The sequence below is a fragment of the Chromohalobacter sp. 48-RD10 genome, assembly GCF_029889785.1.
Taxonomy (GTDB): Bacteria; Pseudomonadota; Gammaproteobacteria; order Pseudomonadales; family Halomonadaceae; genus Chromohalobacter.
In genome coordinates this window covers 130,502-149,724 of record NZ_JARANX010000003.1, presented here as the reverse complement: position 1 = coordinate 149,724, position 19,223 = coordinate 130,502, and the positions used below count along the sequence as shown (strand labels likewise).

Here is a 19,223-nt window from a genome sequence, read left to right as displayed (position 1 = left end):
TGGGGTGTAAATATGGACGACGAGTCAGGTCATGCTAGGGCGACGTTTCGTAGCCAAGGATGTCGTCATGACTCTCTCCACGCCTGCTGCCACGTCTGCCAATACGCCCAGCGAGACGCTCCCCGCGACGCCGGATTACGACGCCTGGCCGGTCGAAGTCGCCATCGCCGAGGTGCGCCCGACACCACACCAGGTGGAAGTGCACTGGGAAGACGGTCGCACCAGCCAATACCACAGCATCTGGCTGCGTGAGAACGCCGCCGATGCCAGTACCGTCAACCCGGATACCCGCGAGCGTATTCTCGACCTCTCGCGTCTCGAAGACTGGCCCACCGTCAGCGAGGCGACTCTCGACGAGGCAGGCGCGTTGGTGATCGTCTTCGCGCCGGAGCAACGCCGCTTGCGCTTTCACCCCGGCTGGCTGCGCGCGCACGACTATACCCACCTGGCGGAACTCGATGCCCCGCTACCCCCCGCCACGTTATGGAAAGGCAGCGAGCGCGACGCGCCCACGACCCTCGATGCATACGACTGGCTCGACACCGGCGCCGATCCCCAGGCGCTGGATACCTGCCTCGAACAAGCGCTGGAAGCCGTCATTGGCGAGGGCCTGGTGCGGCTACGCCATCTGCCCACCGAGCCCGGCAGCCTCGACGCCATCGCCCGTCGCATCGGTCCACCGCGCGCCACCAACTTCGGCACGCTGTTCGACGTGCGCGCCAAGCCGGACCCCGAGTCCAACGCCTATACCTCGATCGCTCTACCACCGCACGTCGACCTGCCCACCCGCGAGTATCAGCCGGGCTTGCAGTTGCTGCACTGCCTGGAAAACGACACCGTCGGTGGCGAAGCGGTTATGATGGACGGTTTCGCCGTGGCCGAGGCCCTGCGCGAGCGTCATCCCGAGCACTTCGCGACACTCACTCGCGTGCACTGGTGCTACGCCAACACCGCGCGCACCACCGATCACGTGTGGTACGCGCCGATGATCAAGCTCGATGACAACGGCGATTTCGACGAAGTCCGCATCGCCGACTTCCTGCGCGGCCCCTTGATGGCGCCGTTCGAGGACGTGGAGCCCGCCTACGCCGCCTTGATGGCCCTGCAACGCCTGCTGCGCGAGCCCGAATTCGCGCTGCGTTTCACCTACACGCCCGGCGACCTGGTGATCTTCGACAACCGCCGCCTATTGCATGCCCGTGACGCCTTCGATGTCGGCCAGGGCGGCCGGCGTTGGCTGCAAGGCTGCTATATCGAGCGTGACGAAGCCCGCTCGCGGCTACGCATGCTACGCCGCGCCCACCGCCAGCAACGTGTCGAGGTACTCGGCCAGGGCTGATCCAGAGCCAGGACTGATTGAGGCGCACGACGGCACGTGCAAACACGCAAGAACCCGCCCATGGCAGGACATGGGCGGGTTCTTGCAGCAAGGAAGGACTAATGATCCGCCTTCGATTCAACGTTAGCGGCGTACGATCCCGATACGCCGCCCGGCGGCGCTTGGCCACTCGTCTCCGGCGGACGGCAATGTCTCGATAACCGCCGCCACCGGTTCGGGGAACGGTCCGGGCCTACCGCTGGCGACATCGATGCCCATCAGCATCTGCTCGCTGGTCGCCAGCGGGTCGCCGTCGGCGTTACGCAGGGTGAAGAAGACGTGCAACCGCTTGGCATCGGCGTCGAGCAGCGTCAGTTCGACTGCCAGTGCCTCACCGCGATGCGCTTCCTGCCGGTAGCAGAGGTGCGTTTCCAGGGTATAGAGCGTGTAGCCATGCGCGGCGCGCCCCGCCACATCGAGGCCGATGCGCTCCATCAGCGCCTCGACGGCCAGCGAGAACACCCGCGCGTACTCGGCATCGTTCATGTGGCCGTTGTAGTCGACCCAGGCGTCGTCCACCCGAGTTTCCAGCAAGGGGCCGAAAGTTGAGCTGTCTGGCGTCCGGCTCATCAGATGCGCCCCTCGAGCCCTTCGGCTTCCGGCCAGTACTTGCGGGTCAATGCCAGCAGCTCGGTAAGGAAGGCGTCACGTCGCGTTTCCAGTTCGGCGACGCTGCGCCCGGCGGCCTGATGCTCGCAGCCGTCCGCCACACGCTCAATCAATTCATCGGTCAGTTCCGGCGCTTCGAGCTTAGTCCACGGCAGCTTCAGTGCCGGCCCGAACTGATGCAGCATGTGGCGCATGCCGCCCTCGCCACCGGCCAGGTGGAACGTCAGGAAGGTGCCCATCAGCGACCAGCGCAGACCCGCGCCATAGACCACGGCGGCATCGATCTCCTCGGTGGTGGCGACGCCGTCGTTGACCAGATGCAGCGCCTCGCGCCACAGCGCTTCCATCAGACGATCGGCGACGTGCCCCTCGATCTCGCGGCGCACTACCAGCGGCCGCATGCCCAGCGCGGCGTACTGTGACCGGGCGCGCTCGGTAACCACCGGCGCGGTATTCTCGCCGCCCACCAGCTCGACCAACGGCAGCAGGTACACCGGATTGAATGGATGCGCGACGATGACGCGACCGGGGTCGCGCGTGCAGGCCGATTGCAGCTCGCTGGGCTTGATGCCGGACGTCGAGGAGCCGATCACCACGCCCTCGGGGGCATGCGCATCCAGTTCCGACAGGACGTTATGCTTGATCTCGAGGCGCTCGGGCACGTTTTCCTGGACCAGGTCGGCCTTCTCGACGGCCTCGCTAGCCGAGGCCGCGAAACGCAGCCGGCTCGGGTCCGCCGTGTCGGCGAGGCCCATCGTTGCCACCGAGTCCCAGACCCGCGCGACGAAATCACGCGTCGCCGCCTCGGCGCCGGGGGCAGGGTCGAAGGCGACGACCTCGCAGCCCGCCGCCAGCGCCCGCACGATCCAACCATTGCCGATCACGCCGGTGCCGATAACGGCCACACGTGCCGGCGCGACGTTTTGTTCCGCCGTGCTTCGTTCAGCAGTCTGTTGAGACATCACGCTCTCCTTGTCGCTCACGGTTGACGCAGGTCGAGCGTCTGACGGGTTTCGGCCGGCGTCTGGACGCGCCCGCCCAGGTTCTCGGCGATCGTCGCGGCGCGTTCCACCAGTTGGGCATTGGTGGCGAACACGCCCCGGCTGAGATAGAGATTGTCCTCGAGCCCCACGCGTACGTGGCCGCCGAGCAGCATCGACTGCGCGACCATGGGCATCTCGCTGCGGCCGATACCAAATGCCGACCAATGGGCATTGGCGGGCAGCTTGTTGCGCATCGCCAGCATGGTCTCGGTATCCGCCTCGGCGCCCCAGGGGATGCCCAGGCAAAGCTGAAACAGCGGATCGCCTTCGATCAGGCCTTCCTCGATCAACTGGCGCGCGAACCACACATGCCCCAAGTCGAAGCACTCCAGCTCGGGCTTGACGCCGGCGTCCTTGACCAGCCGGGCATGCTCGCGCAGCCAGTCAGCGGTATTGAGATAGACCATGTCGCCGAAGTTGAGACTGCCGCAATCCAGGGTGCAGATTTCCGGCAACAGCTCGCCGACCGGCGCATGGCGCTCCGCCGGCGTCTGCAGGTCGGTGCCCTCCAGGCCATGGATAACGCCATCGCGTACCTCGGGGAAGAGATCGCCCCCGCCGCCTGCGGTGATATTGATGACCGCGTCGACATCCGCCTCGCGGATGCGCCCCACCGCCTCGCGGAAGTACTCGCTGGAATGGCTGACGCCGCCGGTTTCCGGATCGCGCACGTGCAAATGCACGATGCTCGCCCCGGCGCGTGAGGCCTCGATGGCGCTATCGGCGATCTGCTTGGGCGTGATGGGCAGCTCGGGATGCTTGTCGGCCGTATCACCGGCACCGGTGATGGCACAGGTGAGGATGACGTTTCGATTCATGGTGTCTTCCTGAGCGTCTAAATGGCGGCACGATGCCGTCGAACGCCCTCATTATCGAAAGTCCGCCGAAAAAGAGGTTGCCATGACACGTCATGCGGTTGGCGTTTTACGTCGCGGCGTCGCTTTCCCTCGGCAAGGCGACGCCGCGCGTTGTCACTCGATGATGTGGAAGCGATCGAGATGGCGTGTATTGAGCGCCAGGCCCAGACCGGGCGTCGTGTCATCCAGGTCGAGGAGCCCATCAACCGGTTCCGGATCGCCCTCGAACAGGTAGTAAAAGAGCTCGTTGCCGATCTCGACGTCATGCACCGGGAAGAACTCGGACATCGGCGAGGCCAGCGACGCCATGGTCAGATGATAGTTGTGCATCTGCCCCGCGTGCGGAATCACCGGCACTTCGAACGCTTCAGCCATGGCATTGATCTTGCGCGCCACGCTGATGCCGCCGACCCGGTTGGTGTCGTACTGAATCACCGAGACCGCCTTCTTCTCCAGGAGTTGTCGGAAGCCGTGCACGGTGAATTCGTGCTCGCCGCCGGAAATCGGCATCGGTGCCATGCGATTGAGCTCGGCGTAACCATCGATGTCATCGGCGATCACCGGTTCCTCCAGCCAACGCAGCTCGAAGGGTTCCAGTTTCGGCAGCATGCGTCGCGTGTAGTCGAGGTTCCACCCCATGTAGCAGTCGGCCATCAGATCGATGTCCTCGCCGATCACCTCGCGTACCGCGGCTACGCTATTGAGGTTCTCGCGCATGCCCTTGGGCCCATCCTTGGGCCCGTAACCGAAACGCATCTTCATCGCCGTGAAGCCCTGGTCGAGATAGGCTTGCGCCTCGCGCTGCATCGTCTCGCGATCGGTGTGGTAAAGCTTGGAGGCATAGCAGGGGATCTTCTTCTTGGTTCGTCCACCCAACAGCTTGAACACCGGCTTGCCGAGAGCCTTGCCCATCACGTCCCAGATCGCGATATCGACGCCCGAGATTGCCGCCATGCCGATGCCGCGCCGACCCCACGCCAGCGTCGCGCGATACAGGCGCTGCCATAGGTATTCGTAGTCGAACGGATCCTGGCCGATGACCAAGGGCGCGAGGTGCTGATCGATGATCGTCTTGGCGACACGTGGCGCCAAGGCCACGTTCCCAAGCCCGACGACGCCTTCGTCCGTTTCGACCTCGACCACCGTCCAGCCGTGAAACCGGAAACTGCCCATGGCATCACCTCGGTCCCACAATACGTCCATGGCGTTGGTGCAGAAGTGTGGCTGCGGCGGGACCGTTTCGCCTTTCCATTCGAAGACGCGGGCCCTGACTCGTGTGATTTTCATAGCATCTTTCCTCTTCCATGCGGATCGGATGTCGCTCAACCCACGAAGGCATTGGCGATGAACAAGGCAACCAGCGCGGCCGCCCACCCCAGCGTCGTGGGCACCGAGAGCACCAGCAGTTGGTGCTTGGCGGTTCTCACGCCGAGCATGCGGTTGACGACCCAGAAATAGCTGTCATTGAAATAGCTGAAGAACAGCCCACCGAGACACGCCGCCTGAGCCGCCAGCACCAGATTGACGTCCGGCATGGACGATAGGATCGGCGCGGAAATCGAGGCCCCGGTGATCATCGACACGGTCCCGCTGCCCTGTACGAAACGCACCAGCGTGGCGATGATGAAGGGAATCAAGAAGGCCGGCATGGCAAGCGATGCCACGCTTTCACCGATGTAGTCGCCCGCCCCGCTGGCACGCAACACCGCCCCCAGGGCGCCCCCGGCGCCGGTCACGAGAAGAATGATGCCGGCGCTTTCGACCCCTTTCTCGAGATGCGACAACACCTGATCGCGCGGCATCTTGGGCACGAGCCCATACACCGCCACCAGCACCCCGATACCCACGGCAATCACCGGATGGCCGACGAACTGGATGATCTGCACCGCCAGGGCAGGATCGTCGCTATCGCCCACCATCGCGGTGACCAGCGTATTGCAGAAGATCAAGGCAATCGGCAATGCGATGGGCAATACCGACTTCAACAACGTGGGCAGCTCTTCCATGGGGCGCTGGCCGGCGAGTGGGTCTTCCTCGTCTTCATCGCGGCGCAACGTATCGGGCACGTCGCGTTCGATCATCGCCTCGATACGCGGCCCCATGAAGCGAGCGTAAAGCACCATGACGATCAAAGCCGGTATCGTGAAGACGACCCCCCAGGCGATCATCAGGCCGACATCGACGCCGTAAATACCCGCCACCCCGAGCGGGCCCGGCGTCGGTGGAACCGCACTGTGGGTGATGGCCAAGCCCGACGCCAGTGCGATGCCCAACGCCAGAACCGAACGGCCGCTATTGCGTGCCAGCGCCCGAACCAGCGGATTCAGGATCACGTAGGCGGAATCACAGAAAATCGGGATCGACACGATGTACCCCGTCAGCGCCATCGCCCAATCCTCACGCTCCTTGCCGAGCATCTTGAGGATGGAGTAGGCCATGCGCTGGCCGGCGCCCGACACTTCGAGGATACGTCCCATCATCACCCCGAAGCCGATGACCAACCCGATGGTCGACAGTGTGCTACCGAAGCCATCGGTGATCGCACCGATCACTGCGTTTGGCGGCATCCCGCCGATCAGCCCGGCGATCGACGCGGCGATGATGAGCGCAAGCAAAGCATGCACGCGGGTTTTCAATACCAGCGCGATCATTACGAAGATAGCGATACCCAGGCCGATGATGACCTGCGGACCTGCGGCTGTTTCCGTCATGGTGGCGTACTCCTGTGCATTGTTGTGGCTGTCTGAGCAGCGTTGTCGTAACCAAGGATGCAAGCGTGCGTGAATGTCGCCGACGCCACGGACAGCCGTTAAAGCCGCCGGGCCTCGGCGGGCGTCAGGCGTTCAGGTAATCCTCGCGATAGGCGCGAATCACGGCGTCGACATCGTCATCGGCCTGGAAGCCCAGCGACAACGGACCCGCGATGTCCAGTCCCCCCGGCCAACTGGCGACGATCTTGTCGATGGCGGCATCCGGTTCGAAGCTCACCAGGGCTCGCTTTTCGACGCCGGCTTGGCGCTCCAATGCGTCCAACAGTTGCGTCACCGTGACGGTGATGCCCGGCAAGTTGAGCGTGCGCCACTCGCCCAACGCGTCGCCGTCGAGCTGCAAGGCATGGCGAAGATTGCTGACCACCGCACGCGGCGAGGACAACCAAAGCGGCAGTTCGGGATCCACGGGGCAAACGGCACGCTGTCCCGCCAGCGGTTCGCGAATGATCGAGCTGGCGAACGAGGACGCCGCCTGATTGGGCTTGCCGGGCCGCGCCACGATGGTCGGCAGGCGGCAGACGCGCCCGTCGATGAAGCCCCGTCGACTGTAGTCGTTGACCAACAGCTCGCCGATGGCCTTCTGCGCGCCATAGGAAGAGCGCGGCTGGGGGCCGACCTCTTCGGGCACCGGCTGTGCCAGCCCGGGTCCGAACACCGCCAGCGAACTGGCGAACAGAAAGCGCAAGCGACGCGGATGGTCACGACAGGCCTCGAGCAGGGCCTGCGTTGCCTCGAGGTTGACGCGCATGCCCAACTCGAAATCGGCCTCCGCCTGGGCGCTGACCACGGCGGCCAAGTGGCACACGGCGAGCGTATCCTCGCCCAGGGCACGCTCGATCAATGCCTTGTCGGCGACATCCCCCACCCATGACTCGACGCGTGGATCGTCGAGTGGGCAGGGCGCGAGGTCGATCGACGTCACCCGTGTAATCGCCTCTCCCTCGATGCGCTGGCCTTCCTCGAGCAGCGCCTGGATCAAGCGCGCGCCGAGAAAACCGGCCCCTCCGGTCACGATGACTTGCATTCACTTCTCCTCGGTCGAGCGAAGCGGTGCTTCGCTTGAATTCCTACCGGCAGTACGACGTTGGCCCAAAGACGTATTGTGTCGCCGCCGCGCTATTTATAATGTTGTCTGACAAATCAGTCGGGGCAACATCGCCATTAGTCGGAGACGCCCCGCGCTATCACCCGCGAGGCCCACACCACGCCTGGCGGCGACACGCGAAGGAGAGAAAACAGCGGTGATCACGAACCACGAGACCCCACCGACCCGTGGCGTCCAACTCTCGGAGCAGGTCGCACGGCAACTGACCCATGCCATCCATACCGGTGAGATGCGCCCCAGCGAACGTCTGCCCACCGAGGCCACGCTGGGCGAACGCTATGGCATCAGTCGTTCGGTGGTACGCGAGGCCATTTCCATGCTGCGCAACGCGGGCCTGGTCACATCGCGTCGCGGCAGCGGTAGCTACGTCGCCGAAGTGCCCACCATGGCGTTGCGCCTGGCGATTCCCGACCCGTCGCTGCAATCGGTCATTCGCCTGCTCGAACTGCGCCGGGCCCTGGAAGTCGAAGCAGCGCGCCTGGCAGCCCAGCGCCGCACGCCGTCCCAATTGCGCCGGCTGCGCAATGTCATGGCCGATATCGATGAGGCCGTCGAAGTCGGTACCGATGGCGTCGATCAGGACATGGCCTTTCATCGCGCCATCGCCGAGGCCTCGAACAACACGCACTTCACCGCCATCATCGACTTCTACAACCGCTTCCTGCATCACGCCATCACCGTGACGCGGACCAACGAATCGCTGCGCGCCACGTTCATGGCGCAGGTCATCGAGGAGCATCAAGCGATCGTCGATGCCATCGCCCAGGGCGATGAAGAGGCCGCCGCTCAGGCCGCCGGGCGTCATCTCGAACATGCCGAGTGGCGTCTGCGCCAGGCGCCAGTGGATCTGCTGGAACGTCTCGAGGACACCGCAAGCAGCGGGCCAACCAACGACACAGGAGACGCGAGATGACACAAGCACAGCGCGCACGCGTGGGGATCATCGGCCTGGGGTCGATGGGTATGGGCATGGCGACGTCACTGGTCGATGCCGGTTTCACCACCTGGGGGTGCGATCTGCGCTCCGACGCCCGACAGGCATTCGAGGCCTACGGTGGCCAAGCGGTCGCCACGCCCGCCGAGATGGCCGCCCACGTCGATGTGGTCATCAGCGTGGTCGTCAACGCCGCGCAAACCCGTGAGGTTCTGTTCGGGCCGCAAGGCATCGCCGACGGCCTGGCGGCCGACAGCGTGATCGTCTCGTGCGCCACCTGCGCGCCGGATGCCGTCACCGCCCTGAGCGACGAGCTCGCCTCCCGCGGCCTGCGACTGCTCGATGCGCCGATTTCCGGGGGCGCCGCCAAGGCCGCGCAAGGCGCGCTGACGATCATGGCCTCAGGACCGGCCGATGTCTTCGACAGCGTCGAGGACGTCCTCGACGCTGTCGCCGCCAAGGTCTTCCGCCTCGGTGAGGCGATGGGGCAAGGCTCGCAGGTCAAACTGGTCAACCAGCTGCTGGCGGGCGTGCATATCGCCGCCGCCGCCGAAGCCATGGCCTACGGCATTCGCGGCGGCTGCGATCCGCAGGTACTTTATGAGGTCATTACCCAGAGCGCCGGCAATTCATGGATGTTCGAAAACCGCGTGCCGCACATTCTCGAGGACGATTACGCGCCGCGTTCGGCGGTGGATATCTTCGTCAAGGATCTGGGCCTGGTCCACGACACTGCCCATCGCGACAAGTTTCCCCTGCCGCTGACCAGTCAGGCACTCAGCATGTTTACCCAAGCCTCGGCACAAGGCCATGGCGGCGACGATGACGCCGCCGTGATCAAGACGTTCCCGGGGTTCGGGTTACCGTCTCACGCGGCCAACGATGCCAATACGGGGGAGGAGGAATGACGATGCCCATCATCGGTTGTATTGCCGACGATTTCACCGGCGCCACGGACGTGGCGAGCATGCTGGTCAGTGCCGGCATGCGCACACTGCAGACCATCGGCGTCCCCTCGACGGCGCTGGATGACGACGTCGATGCCGTGGTCGTCGCCCTCAAGTCGCGCACCCTGCCCGCCGACGAGGCCGTGACGCAGTCACTCGAGGCGCTGGCGTGGCTGCAGGCTCAAGGCTGCGAGCAGTTCTACTTCAAGTACTGCTCGACCTTCGACTCGACGCCCAAAGGCAATATCGGCCCGGTCACCGACGCGCTGATGACGGCGCTGGACACCGACTTCACCGTGGCCTGCCCGGCACTGCCCGCCAACCAGCGCAGCGTCTACAACGGCTACCTGTTCGCGGGCGGCGTGCCACTCAACGAAAGCGGCATGCAGGATCACCCCCTGACCCCCATGACGGATGCCAACCTGGTGCGCGTCCTTGGCGCCCAGACGCGACAGCGGGTCGACTTGATCAACTACGCGACGCTCAGCGAGGGGGTCGAAGCCGTCGAGGACCGTATTCAGGCACTGCGCTCGGCGGGCGTGGGCATTGCCATTTGTGATGCCATCGATACCCAACACTTGCATACGCTGGCGCGCGCCTGCCGTGATCTGCCTTTGGTCACCGCTGGCTCCGGCCTGGCACTGGGCCTGCCCGCCAACTTGGCCGATCGACTGCCTGCGGCTGGGGAGGCCGATGCGCTACCCGCCATCGCCGGGCGTGAGGCGATTCTCAGCGGCAGCTGTTCACGCGCCACCCTGGCGCAGCTCGAACACGCTCGCGAGCACTATCCCAGCTATCACCTCGACGCCTTGGCCTTGGCCGATGATTTCGAAGGCATCATCGCAAAAGCGCTTCATTTGGCCGAGCAGCACCTCGATAGCGGCCCAGTGTTGCTATACGCCAGCGACTCGCCGGAGGACGTCCGGAAGGCTCAAGACGCCCTCGGCGTCGCGGAAGCGGGGGCCCTGATCGAACGCGCCCTGGCCGAGATCGCCCACGCGCTCGTTGACACTCATGGTGTACGGCGCTTGCTCGTGGCGGGAGGCGAAACCTCCGGCGCCGTGGTCAACGCACTGGGCGTGCAAGGCTTGCGCATCGGCCCGAGCATCGACCCCGGCGTGCCCTGGACCACCACCTTTGGCACACCGACACCGCTGGCGTTGACCCTCAAGTCGGGCAACTTCGGCGCTCAGGACTTTATGACCAAGGCATGGGGACTGTTGCCATGAGCCACATCAGCACCACGACCACCGAAAACCGGCTACGCGAGGAGATTGCCGAGATCGGCCGTTCCTTCCGGCTACTGGGCATGGCGCCGGGTACCTCCGGCAACATCAGCGCCAAGCTCGATGACGGTTGGCTGATGACGCCGACCAACGCCAGCCTCGGCGCCCTCGACCCCAGCGCGATTTCCAAACTGGACTGGGACGGCAACCTGCTCGCCGGCGAGCCACCCACCAAGGAATCGTTCCTGCATCGCGCCTTCTACGATCAGCGTCCCGATACCGGCGGTATCATTCACCTGCATGCCACGCACTCGGCGGCGGTTTCCTGCCTCAACGGCCTCGATGAACGCTCCTGTCTGCCCCCCATCACACCGTATTTCGTCATGCGTGTGGGGCGTTTGCCGCTGATTCCTTACTATCGCCCCGGCGACCCCGCCCTCGGCGACGCGCTACGCGAGCACGCCAAGACCCATGGCGCAGTGTTGCTGGCCAACCATGGGCCCGTGGTGGCGGGCAAGACACTGGAAGCGGCCCGTAACGCCATCGAGGAACTGGAAGAAACCGCCAAGCTGTACCTCATGCTACGCCAGCACGACGTGCGCACCCTGGGCGAAGCGGAAATCGACGAGCTTCGCCAGGCCTTCGGCGCCCGCTGGTAAGCATTTCCTGAAAGGAGTTCCACATGCCCCGCTTTGCCGCCAACCTGTCCATGATGTTCAATGAGGTGCCCTTCATGGAGCGCTTCGCCGAGGCCGCCGCCTGCGGCTTCGAAGGGGTCGAGTTCCTTTTCCCCTATGCGTTCGAGGCCGACGCCATCGCCGCCGAACTCAAGCATCATGGCTTGCAACAAGTGCTGTTCAACCTGCCGCCGGGCGACTGGGACGCCGGCGAGCGCGGGATCGCCGCCCTACCGGGACGTGAGGCGGAATTTCGCGACAGCGTCGAAACCGCGTTGCACTACGCGATCGCGCTCGGCTGTCCTCGCGTCCATGCCATGGCGGGGCTGGCGCCCGAGAATGTTTCACGGGAAACATTGCGTGAGGTGTATTTGGCAAACCTGCGCCATGCCGCCCGTCGCCTCGCCGAACACGACCTCGAGCTGCTGATCGAACCCATCAATACCCGCGACATGCCGGGGTACTTCCTCAATCATCAAGCCGAAGGCCATGCCATCGTGGCCGAACTGGGCGAGCCCAACGTCAAGGTGCAGATGGATTTCTACCACACCCAGATCATGGACGGAGATATCTGGACCACCTATCAGCGTCATCGCGCGGGCGTCGGCCACATCCAGATCGCCGGCGTGCCCGAGCGCCATGAACCCGATACGGGCGAAGTGAATTATCCATGGCTGTTCGAGCAGTTGGATGCAGACGGTTTCGCGGGCTGGATCGGCTGCGAGTACAAGCCGCGCGCCGGCACGCGGGCGGGGCTCAGGTGGTTCGAGGCGTGGCAGCGGAAATAACGCTTACTTGAGAGCGTGGCCGATACGCTTGGAGAGACCATACTCGGCGCTTCAGGATACCTCTGCCTCCCCCAGCGCCAGCCGGTAACTCAGTCGTCGTCCTCTAGATCGTCACGTTCGCAACGCTCCTCGGCTTCTTCGCGGGCGTCGTCGATCACCGCCACCAGCTCCATCACGTCAACATCGTAGGTATCGGGCTCGAAGTGCCCGGTGAGCCGGCTATCCGGGTGCAACTCGCCCGCTTCATAAAGCGCCCAGATTTCCTTGCCGTAGTCGGTATTCAGCAGCGCCGGCTCGAAGCGCCACCTTGCCAAGCTGGGGCACAACGCAGCTCGTCACCGCAGCGCACGACGTAAACCTGGGCTTCCTTGCCGCTCATCAACTGGCTGACGACTTCGTCGATCAGTCCATCTTCGAGCAGCGGCTGGAGTCGTGTAGGTACTTTCATATCACCTTATATAGAGCATGAGCCAATAATCGGCAGAGCCTCGCCTCGGCACCGCGAATGAATTCGCTCCCACGAGACCCGACTAACGAGTGACACGGCGCGCCCGAAACGACCGTCCCTTGATCCGCCCATTAGCGAGTTGATCGAGTGCAGCGCGGACGACCTTGCGCTCGACGGCGACAAAAGCGCTGCGGTCGGTGACTTGGATCTTGCCGACTTGATCGCCGGCGATACCGCCCTCGCCGGTCAACGCGCCGAGGATGTCGCCCGGGCGCACCTTCTGCTTTTTGCCAGCGCCGAGTTGCAGCGTCGCCATGCGTGGCGTGAACGGACGCGCGTCGCCACGCAGCGGCGGCAACGGCTCGCAGGCCAGCGACTCACCGAGAAAATCGCCAAGCTTGTCGAGCCGGTAATATTCGCTCTCGGCGACCAGCGTGCAGGCCACGCCACTCCCGCCGGCCCGACCGGTGCGTCCGATGCGGTGCACGTGCACCTCGAGTTCGCGGGCGATTTGATAATTGAATACCGCATCCAGCGCATCGATATCCAGCCCGCGTGCCGCCACGTCGGTGGCGACCAGGACCGACACGCTCTTGTTGGCGAACATCGCCAGAATACGGTCGCGGTCGGGCTGCTCCAGGTCGCCGTTGAGCGCCAACGCGGAAAAGCCCGCCGCGTTCAGGGCGTCAGCCACCTCCAGAGTCTCGCGCTTGGTGTTACAGAACACCACGCTGGATTCGGGGCGGATGTTGAGCAACAAGCATTCTAGTGCCGGCACGCGGGCGTCTTCGTCCGCGACGCGATAGAAATGCTGGCGGATGCTGGTGTCATCGTGCGTCGAAGCGACCTCGACGGCGAGCGGCTTGCGCATCATGCGCTCGGCGATGGGCCGAATGCCCGCACCGTAGGTGGCACTGAACAACAGCGTCTGGCGCGCGACCGGTGCCTGACCGACGATCGCTTCGATCGACGCCTGAAAGCCCATGTCCAGCATGCGATCGGCTTCATCCAGCACCAGCGTGCTCAGTGCGTCGAGTGCCAGCGAGCCCTTGCGCAGATGCTCCTCGATCCGTCCCGGCGTACCCACCACTACATGCGCGCCGTGCTCCAGCGAGTCGCGCTGCGGCTTGAGCGGCGCCCCACCGCACAGCGTCAATACCTTGACGTTGCCGAGCCCGCGCGCCAACCGGCGCAGCTCGCCGGCAACCTGGTCCGCCAGCTCACGGGTTGGGCACAGCACCAACCCTTGCACGCGAAACGTCTTGGTCTCGAGCCTGGAGAGCACCCCCAGGCCGAATGCGGCGGTCTTGCCCGAACCGGTCTGGCCCTGACCGATCACGTCGCGTCCGTCGAGGATCGCCGGCAGGCTCTCGGCCTGGATCGGCGTCATCGCGTGATAGTCCAACGAATCCAGGTTAGCGAGCAGCGCGGGCGCCAGCGGCAAGGTAGCAAAATCGGATGATGGCGAATCGGACACGGCGGCAAATCCTGTCGTGAAGCTGGCCACGCCATGCGCGCGAATGGGCAGCGCGTGATAGCGGGTTAAGGGCCAAGGATGGAATGGCGGCAGGATAACAGAATCGCGCCAGCGGCGTGCGCAAGCCAATGCAACAGTCAAGAATCGAAGGGCAACGGACGGGGCAGCAAGCAATCACGCATTATCTGACACTACTTTAGTCGCGCGCCTTTGGTCGCATTAAATACAGAAGTGTTTGTCATAGACCACTCTCGTTTCACCAATAACTTTTCAAGTATCAAAAACAAGAAATACATATATTAGATAGAATACCAAGAGTACGCCTACGCTTCGCAAGCTCAATAAAGGACAAGCCCTCGGGAGCCCGCGATGCGTAACGCCAAGCTCAGCGTGAAGGAGAAAATCGGTTTCGGTATGGGGGACGCCGGCAATAACATGACCTTTGCTGCAGTGGTCATGTATCTCTCCTATTTCTATACCGACGTCTATGGGATTTCGCCGGCCGTCGTCGGCACTATCTTCATTTCCATGCGCTTCGTGGATGCCATCACCGATCCGCTCATGGGCACACTTGCCGACCGCACACGCAGCCGCTGGGGGCGTTTCCGCCCCTATATACTGTTTATCCCCGTGCCCTTGGCCGCCGCTTGCATTCTGATGTTCACCTCTCCCGAGTGGTCAGAGAACGCCAAGATTGTCTACGCCTTCGCCACCTACTTTGCGATGTCGCTCCTCTATACGGCTGTGAACATTCCCTACTGCGCGCTGGGTGGTGTAATCACCGACGATCACCGCGAGCGTGTATCGTTTCAGTCCTGGCGCTTTATCCTCGTCGGCGTGGCCTACCTGATTCTCAATAGCGGCCTAATGCCATTGGTCGAGTTGCTAGGCAACGGTGATGAAGCACAGGGATTTCAGTACACCATGGCGATCATGTCGGTAATCGCACTCGCCATGTTCGGTTTCTGCTTCACCACGGTCAGAGAACGCATCCAACCACCCCCCAAGCAGCAGGAGCGCCTGATGACAACGCTCAAGGCGTTAGCCAAGAACGAGAAATGGCGGATCATCCTGGGCATAACCTTCCTGCAGGCATTGCAGTTTTTCCTGCGTCAAGGCGCGGCGATCTACTTCGCCACCTACGTGTTGGGCCTAGGTGCTACCGGCATTTCCGTATTCGTGACCTCTGGCGTCGTCGGCAAGATCGCCGGCACCGCCATTTCGACCTGGTTCAGCAATCGTTTCAGCAAGCGCCGCGTCTTCCTGGCCAGCACCTGCGCGCTGATTCTCGCCTCAGTACTGCTGTACTTAGTACCAGGTAGCTGGATGCTTCTAGCCACCGTACTGTTCATTATCGTCAACTTCATGCACGGCATCGGTACACCGATCTCTTGGGCATTGATGGCTGACGCCGAGGATTATGGTGAGTGGAAAACCGGTACGCGTAACACCGGCGTCTCCTTCGCCGGCAATTTGTTCTTCCTCAAGCTAGGACTTGCTTTTTCAGGTGGAATGATTGGTTTCCTGCTGTCCTGGGGCGGTTACCAAGCGGGTGTCGATCAGCAAAGCGCAAGTGCCCTCAACGCCATCAGTTTAATGCTGACACTCATCCCTGCCGCTATCAGTTTCGTGCTCGCTATTGCCATTTGGCTCTTCGGCCTTGATGACCGTGCAATGGATGATATTCGTCATGACCTTGAGTCCCGCAAGGGCGAACAAAACGACATTGATGTGTCTACTTCTACCGCCAGCGGTTCCGCCTTTTCCCGAACATAAGCCAAGGGGATCATCATGCATACTCGCGTCACCCTGCACCGCAACTTCGTTATCAGCGAGATCGACGACCGCCTCTACGGCGCCTTCCTCGAACACATGGGCCGAGCCATCTATAGCGGCATCTACGAGCCCGGCCACCCCAAGGCAGACGACAATAGTTTCCGCCGCGACGTGCTGGGCATGGTCAAGGAACTTGCGCCGCCTATCGTGCGCTATCCGGGCGGCAACTTCGTCTCTGCCTACAACTGGGAAGATGGTATCGGCCCGCGTGAGGAACGCCCGGTACGGCTCGACTTAGCCTGGCACAGTCGCGAGTCCAACCAAGTCGGCATTCACGAATTCGCCGACTGGTGCGAGCTGGCCGGCATCGACATGATGCTGGCGGTCAATCTCGGCTCACGCGGTATCGACGCCGCCCGCAACTTCCTCGAATACGTCAACCATCCCGGGGGCAGCGCCTGGAGCGATCTGCGGATTCGCAACGGACGCCAGGAACCCTGGGACGTCAAGTTGTGGTGCCTGGGCAACGAGATGGACGGCCCCTGGCAGGTCGGTCACAAGAATGCCGATGAATACGGCCACCTCGCCAACGAGACCGGCAAGGCGCTGAAGGCCTACGACAGCAGTCTCGAACTGGTCGCCTGCGGCTCCTCCAACCCCGACATGGCCAGTTATCCCGAATGGGAAGCGACCGTGCTCGACCACTGCTACGAAACGGTCGACCACATCTCGCTGCACATGTACTTCACCAACTATGCCGACGACCTGGGCAGCTACCTGGCACTCAGCGAAAAGCTCGACCGTTATATCGGCTCGATTGCCGGCGTGATCGACTACATCAAGGCCAAGAAGCGCTCCACCAAAGATGTGCACATCTGCTTCGATGAGTGGAACGTCTGGTATCACAGCACCGAGCGCGACAAGCGCATCCTGCAGGGCAATGACTGGCCCTTCGCACCGGCGATCCTCGAAGACGCCTACAACGTCGAGGATGCGCTGCTGATCGGCTGCGTGCTCAATACCTTCATCCGGCGTTCCGACCGCGTGCGTATCGCCTGCATCGCTCAGTTGGTCAACGTCATCGCCCCAATCATGACCGAAAGCGATGGCGGCGCCTGGCGCCAGACGATCTTCTATCCGCTGTATTTCGCCTCCCGCTTCGGTCGCGGCAAGGCCCTACAGCTGGCCGTCGACAGCCCCACCTATCCGGTGGATGAGCTCGGTGACGTCCCTTATCTGGACGTGTCCGCCGTTCACGACGAAGCGCACGCGGCCATCACTCTATTCATCATCAATCGCCATCCCAGCGATTCACTCGCGTTCGATGTCGACCTGGGCGGTTTCACGTCTTGCCGGATCATGGATCATCAGAGCATCGATTATCCTGACATGAAGGCAGCCAACACCGCCGAGCGCCCCGATCATATTCGGCCGACGCCCGGCCAGGGGCTCAGCGTCGCTGGCACGACACTCGAGGGCAAGGTCGCACCGCTGAGTTATCACATGGTGCGTCTGGACGTAGCCGAGTGAGACGTCACTCGACAGCATAAAGGCAAGCGCTGAAAACGAAAAAAGCCCGCGAGATATGGATGACCCCTCTCAAGAGTACGGTATGGTTGATAGCGGTATGGATAAAGCAGCCCAAACAGTCAGTGACTACTCTTTTATCTTGAGTCGGCAGGGTGAATCATGAAGAAGTGGTCAGCAGTGCTAATGGTAGCACTCGCAGGATGTGGCTCGGCGATGGCTAGTAATGCGCCGACACCTGAGCAATTTGGCTTCGCGCTCCAGGCTGCCGGATCTTGCAACACCCTTCAAATGCGCCTCGATACGGAGGATAAGGTGAACTCGAGCCGGAACGAACCTATCCGTGATGGTGGCGGCTATCAGGATGGCTTGTTCTACGTGGTGGATCATTCAGACACAGCATGCCAAGAGGCTTGGGAAAGGTTTGGCTGTTCCGGTTCCGAGGTTGAGGGGTTGCTACAGCAATCGTCTCGCATGGGCTCAAATCGAAAGCTCTGTGAATACCAGGGCTAGCCCCGCCACTAAGGATCATCACTCCCGCTACGGCGAAGTGAGTGCGGCGGCGAGCCGGTCGGGCTGTCAGCTTGCTGCGTGCAAAGGTTCTACGTGAGCACGGGGGAGTTGTAACGCTTGCCACAGCTCGTGCTTGAGTTGCATCTCCAGCCACATCTCGGCACTGGTGCCAAGGGCCTTCTCAAGTCGCAGCGCCATATCTGCCGAAATACCGGCATTGCCGTTGAGAATGCGAGAAAGCGCGGCACGCGTTACACCCAGGCGCTTGGCAGCCTCGGTGACTGAGATATCGCCGATGTACTCGCGCAACACGGCACCTGGGTGCGCGGGGTTGTGCATGCGGTTCATGCGACCTCCTAGTGGTAATCCTGATAGTCCACCAAGATGGCATTCTCGCCATCGAAGGTGAATGTGAGTCGCCAGTTCCCGTTGACGGTGATAGTCCAGTGTCCGCGCAAGTTGCCCTTGAGCGGATGCAGCTTCCAGCCTGGCGCATTCATGTCTTCGGGGCATTTCGCGCTATCCAGCGCGGTGAGCTGGATTTGCAGCTTGGTCGCGTGCTTGGCCTGGATGCCGGCAGTTGAGCCGGTCTCGAAGAACTTGCGCAGGCCCTTGTGTCGGAAGCTCTTGATCATATGAAAAGCGTATAGCTTCACTATACGTGACACAAGAGGAAAGTTCCTTCGCCCGCCGTCGCCTGCCCAGGGCAAGAGGATGACTCCGAGTAAGGCCCGCTGGGCGATATGCAAATCTGCATGACGGTCGAGGTTTCCAGCACGGTTTCCACCAGAGCTCAGCATCGGCGGAGCTGGGCTCAGGTATTGATCCATTCCAAATGGAGAAAAGGCTGTCCCCAAATGTGAGGCGTGGTCATCCGCTGCGTGAAGCGTCGAGGGAACTGTCGAGGTATGGCTGGCCTCGACCAATGCGACGATCAGTATGGCCAAGGAGTGGCTTTCAAGTGCCGAGCTTTGCAGCGAGTGATTACCAGAGTGGTTACAAATGGCGAGGCTAAAAACGAAAAAGCCCGCGAGAGAACTCGCGGGCTTTGCATCGATTCGTGGCCCGCCCTGAAGGATTCGAACCTTCGACCTTTGCCTCCGGAGGGCAACGCTCTATCCAGCTGAGCTAAGGGCGGAACGCGACA

General features: G+C 62.7%; 17 protein-coding genes, 1 tRNA gene and 1 pseudogene. 8 read left to right on the top strand and 11 right to left on the bottom strand.

The annotated features are described in order from the left end of the window. Positions 1–67 precede the first annotated feature (67 nt). Positions 68–1,339 (top strand): TauD/TfdA family dioxygenase, encoded by a 1,272-nt coding sequence (locus tag OP496_RS05625; RefSeq protein ID WP_280562653.1) that lies wholly within the window; start codon positions 68–70, stop codon positions 1,337–1,339. A gap of 123 nt (positions 1,340–1,462) precedes the next feature. On the opposite strand, the gene OP496_RS05620 is transcribed toward OP496_RS05625, so the two are convergent. The 6 genes from OP496_RS05620 to denD all read right to left on the bottom strand — a co-directional run bounded on the left by OP496_RS05620 (position 1,463) and on the right by denD (position 7,682). Beyond that, on the bottom strand, positions 1,463–1,948 hold the full coding sequence (locus OP496_RS05620) for a thioesterase family protein (protein ID WP_280562525.1): 486 nt from the start codon (positions 1,946–1,948) through the stop codon (positions 1,463–1,465). Beyond that, positions 1,948–2,949: a 3-hydroxyacyl-CoA dehydrogenase NAD-binding domain-containing protein gene (locus tag OP496_RS05615; protein WP_280562524.1), complete on the bottom strand. Its 1,002-nt coding sequence runs from the start codon at positions 2,947–2,949 to the stop codon at positions 1,948–1,950. Before OP496_RS05615 ends, OP496_RS05620 begins: the two co-directional genes overlap by 1 nt. Before the next feature lie 17 nt (positions 2,950–2,966). Continuing rightward, positions 2,967–3,848: a 3-keto-5-aminohexanoate cleavage protein gene (locus OP496_RS05610; protein ID WP_280562523.1), complete on the bottom strand. Its 882-nt coding sequence runs from the start codon at positions 3,846–3,848 to the stop codon at positions 2,967–2,969. A gap of 153 nt (positions 3,849–4,001) precedes the next feature. Beyond that, positions 4,002–5,174: an L-rhamnonate dehydratase gene (locus OP496_RS05605; RefSeq protein ID WP_280562522.1), complete on the bottom strand. Its 1,173-nt coding sequence runs from the start codon at positions 5,172–5,174 to the stop codon at positions 4,002–4,004. Positions 5,175–5,209: 35 nt separating this feature from the next. Continuing rightward, positions 5,210–6,598, bottom strand: coding sequence for a gluconate:H+ symporter (locus OP496_RS05600; RefSeq protein ID WP_280562521.1), 1,389 nt, complete (start codon positions 6,596–6,598; stop codon positions 5,210–5,212). A 124-nt stretch (positions 6,599–6,722) separates the two neighbouring features. Beyond that, positions 6,723–7,682, bottom strand: a complete 960-nt coding sequence (gene denD / locus OP496_RS05595; protein ID WP_280562519.1) for a D-erythronate dehydrogenase — start codon at positions 7,680–7,682, stop codon at positions 6,723–6,725. Positions 7,683–7,899: 217 nt separating this feature from the next. Here denD and OP496_RS05590 point away from each other — a divergent pair, with 217 nt between their 5' ends. From OP496_RS05590 to otnI, 5 genes are read left to right on the top strand one after another with little or no spacing between them, the layout of a single operon-like run. Then, the gene (locus OP496_RS05590; protein ID WP_280562518.1) at positions 7,900–8,676 is read left to right on the top strand and encodes a FadR/GntR family transcriptional regulator; all 777 of its coding nucleotides are present in this window, start codon (positions 7,900–7,902) and stop codon (positions 8,674–8,676) included. Further along, positions 8,673–9,605, top strand: a complete 933-nt coding sequence (ltnD, locus tag OP496_RS05585; RefSeq protein WP_280562517.1) for an L-threonate dehydrogenase — start codon at positions 8,673–8,675, stop codon at positions 9,603–9,605. Before OP496_RS05590 ends, ltnD begins: the two co-directional genes overlap by 4 nt. Next, positions 9,602–10,873, top strand: a complete 1,272-nt coding sequence (gene otnK / locus OP496_RS05580; RefSeq protein WP_280562516.1) for a 3-oxo-tetronate kinase — start codon at positions 9,602–9,604, stop codon at positions 10,871–10,873. The genes ltnD and otnK overlap by 4 nt, the downstream gene beginning before the upstream one ends. Further along, the gene (gene otnC, locus OP496_RS05575; protein WP_280562515.1) at positions 10,870–11,529 is read left to right on the top strand and encodes a 3-oxo-tetronate 4-phosphate decarboxylase; all 660 of its coding nucleotides are present in this window, start codon (positions 10,870–10,872) and stop codon (positions 11,527–11,529) included. The genes otnK and otnC overlap by 4 nt, the downstream gene beginning before the upstream one ends. 23 nt (positions 11,530–11,552) lie before the next feature. Next, positions 11,553–12,335, top strand: coding sequence for a 2-oxo-tetronate isomerase (otnI, locus tag OP496_RS05570; protein WP_280562514.1), 783 nt, complete (start codon positions 11,553–11,555; stop codon positions 12,333–12,335). Positions 12,336–12,424: 89 nt separating this feature from the next. Here the strand turns inward: otnI and OP496_RS05565 are convergent. Both OP496_RS05565 and dbpA read right to left on the bottom strand, forming a co-directional pair. Then, positions 12,425–12,783, bottom strand: a pseudogene (locus OP496_RS05565) (hypothetical protein). An 82-nt stretch (positions 12,784–12,865) separates the two neighbouring features. After that, a complete protein-coding gene (gene dbpA / locus OP496_RS05560; RefSeq protein WP_280562513.1) occupies positions 12,866–14,260 on the bottom strand; it encodes an ATP-dependent RNA helicase DbpA in 1,395 nt (464 codons plus the stop codon). A gap of 369 nt (positions 14,261–14,629) precedes the next feature. On the opposite strand from dbpA, the gene OP496_RS05555 reads away from it, so the two are divergent. Then, positions 14,630–16,036, top strand: coding sequence for an MFS transporter (locus OP496_RS05555; protein ID WP_280562512.1), 1,407 nt, complete (start codon positions 14,630–14,632; stop codon positions 16,034–16,036). Between the two features lie 15 nt (positions 16,037–16,051). Further along, complete coding sequence (locus tag OP496_RS05550) at positions 16,052–17,566, top strand: alpha-N-arabinofuranosidase (protein WP_280562511.1); 1,515 nt, start codon at positions 16,052–16,054, stop codon at positions 17,564–17,566. Between the two features lie 576 nt (positions 17,567–18,142). Here OP496_RS05550 and OP496_RS05545 read toward each other — a convergent pair. From OP496_RS05545 to OP496_RS05535, 3 genes are all read right to left on the bottom strand, one after another. After that, positions 18,143–18,424 carry a HigA family addiction module antitoxin gene (locus OP496_RS05545; RefSeq protein WP_280562510.1) on the bottom strand — a complete coding sequence of 94 codons (282 nt, stop codon included), beginning with the start codon at positions 18,422–18,424 and terminating at the stop codon, positions 18,143–18,145. Between the two features lie 8 nt (positions 18,425–18,432). Beyond that, positions 18,433–18,711 (bottom strand): type II toxin-antitoxin system RelE/ParE family toxin, encoded by a 279-nt coding sequence (locus OP496_RS05540; RefSeq protein ID WP_280562509.1) that lies wholly within the window; start codon positions 18,709–18,711, stop codon positions 18,433–18,435. 426 nt (positions 18,712–19,137) lie between these two features. After that, a tRNA-Arg gene (locus OP496_RS05535) sits at positions 19,138–19,214 on the bottom strand. Positions 19,215–19,223 lie beyond the last annotated feature (9 nt).

Bases quoted from the DNA above. Each gene is read 5' to 3' on its own strand.
- OP496_RS05545 (WP_280562510.1), bottom strand. From the start codon at position 18,424: ATGAACCGCATGCACAACCCCGCGCACCCAGGTGCCGTGTTGCGCGAG.
- OP496_RS05600 (WP_280562521.1), bottom strand. From the start codon at position 6,598: ATGACGGAAACAGCCGCAGGTCCGCAGGTCATCATCGGCCTGGGTATC.
- OP496_RS05605 (WP_280562522.1), bottom strand. From the start codon at position 5,174: ATGAAAATCACACGAGTCAGGGCCCGCGTCTTCGAATGGAAAGGCGAA.
- denD (WP_280562519.1), bottom strand. From the start codon at position 7,682: ATGCAAGTCATCGTGACCGGAGGGGCCGGTTTTCTCGGCGCGCGCTTG.
- OP496_RS05620 (WP_280562525.1), bottom strand. From the start codon at position 1,948: ATGAGCCGGACGCCAGACAGCTCAACTTTCGGCCCCTTGCTGGAAACT.
- OP496_RS05540 (WP_280562509.1), bottom strand. From the start codon at position 18,711: ATGATCAAGAGCTTCCGACACAAGGGCCTGCGCAAGTTCTTCGAGACC.
- OP496_RS05625 (WP_280562653.1), top strand. From the start codon at position 68: ATGACTCTCTCCACGCCTGCTGCCACGTCTGCCAATACGCCCAGCGAG.
- otnC (WP_280562515.1), top strand. From the start codon at position 10,870: ATGAGCCACATCAGCACCACGACCACCGAAAACCGGCTACGCGAGGAG.
- OP496_RS05550 (WP_280562511.1), top strand. From the start codon at position 16,052: ATGCATACTCGCGTCACCCTGCACCGCAACTTCGTTATCAGCGAGATC.
- OP496_RS05555 (WP_280562512.1), top strand. From the start codon at position 14,630: ATGCGTAACGCCAAGCTCAGCGTGAAGGAGAAAATCGGTTTCGGTATG.
- otnK (WP_280562516.1), top strand. From the start codon at position 9,602: ATGACGATGCCCATCATCGGTTGTATTGCCGACGATTTCACCGGCGCC.
- OP496_RS05610 (WP_280562523.1), bottom strand. From the start codon at position 3,848: ATGAATCGAAACGTCATCCTCACCTGTGCCATCACCGGTGCCGGTGAT.
- ltnD (WP_280562517.1), top strand. From the start codon at position 8,673: ATGACACAAGCACAGCGCGCACGCGTGGGGATCATCGGCCTGGGGTCG.
- otnI (WP_280562514.1), top strand. From the start codon at position 11,553: ATGCCCCGCTTTGCCGCCAACCTGTCCATGATGTTCAATGAGGTGCCC.
- OP496_RS05615 (WP_280562524.1), bottom strand. From the start codon at position 2,949: ATGTCTCAACAGACTGCTGAACGAAGCACGGCGGAACAAAACGTCGCG.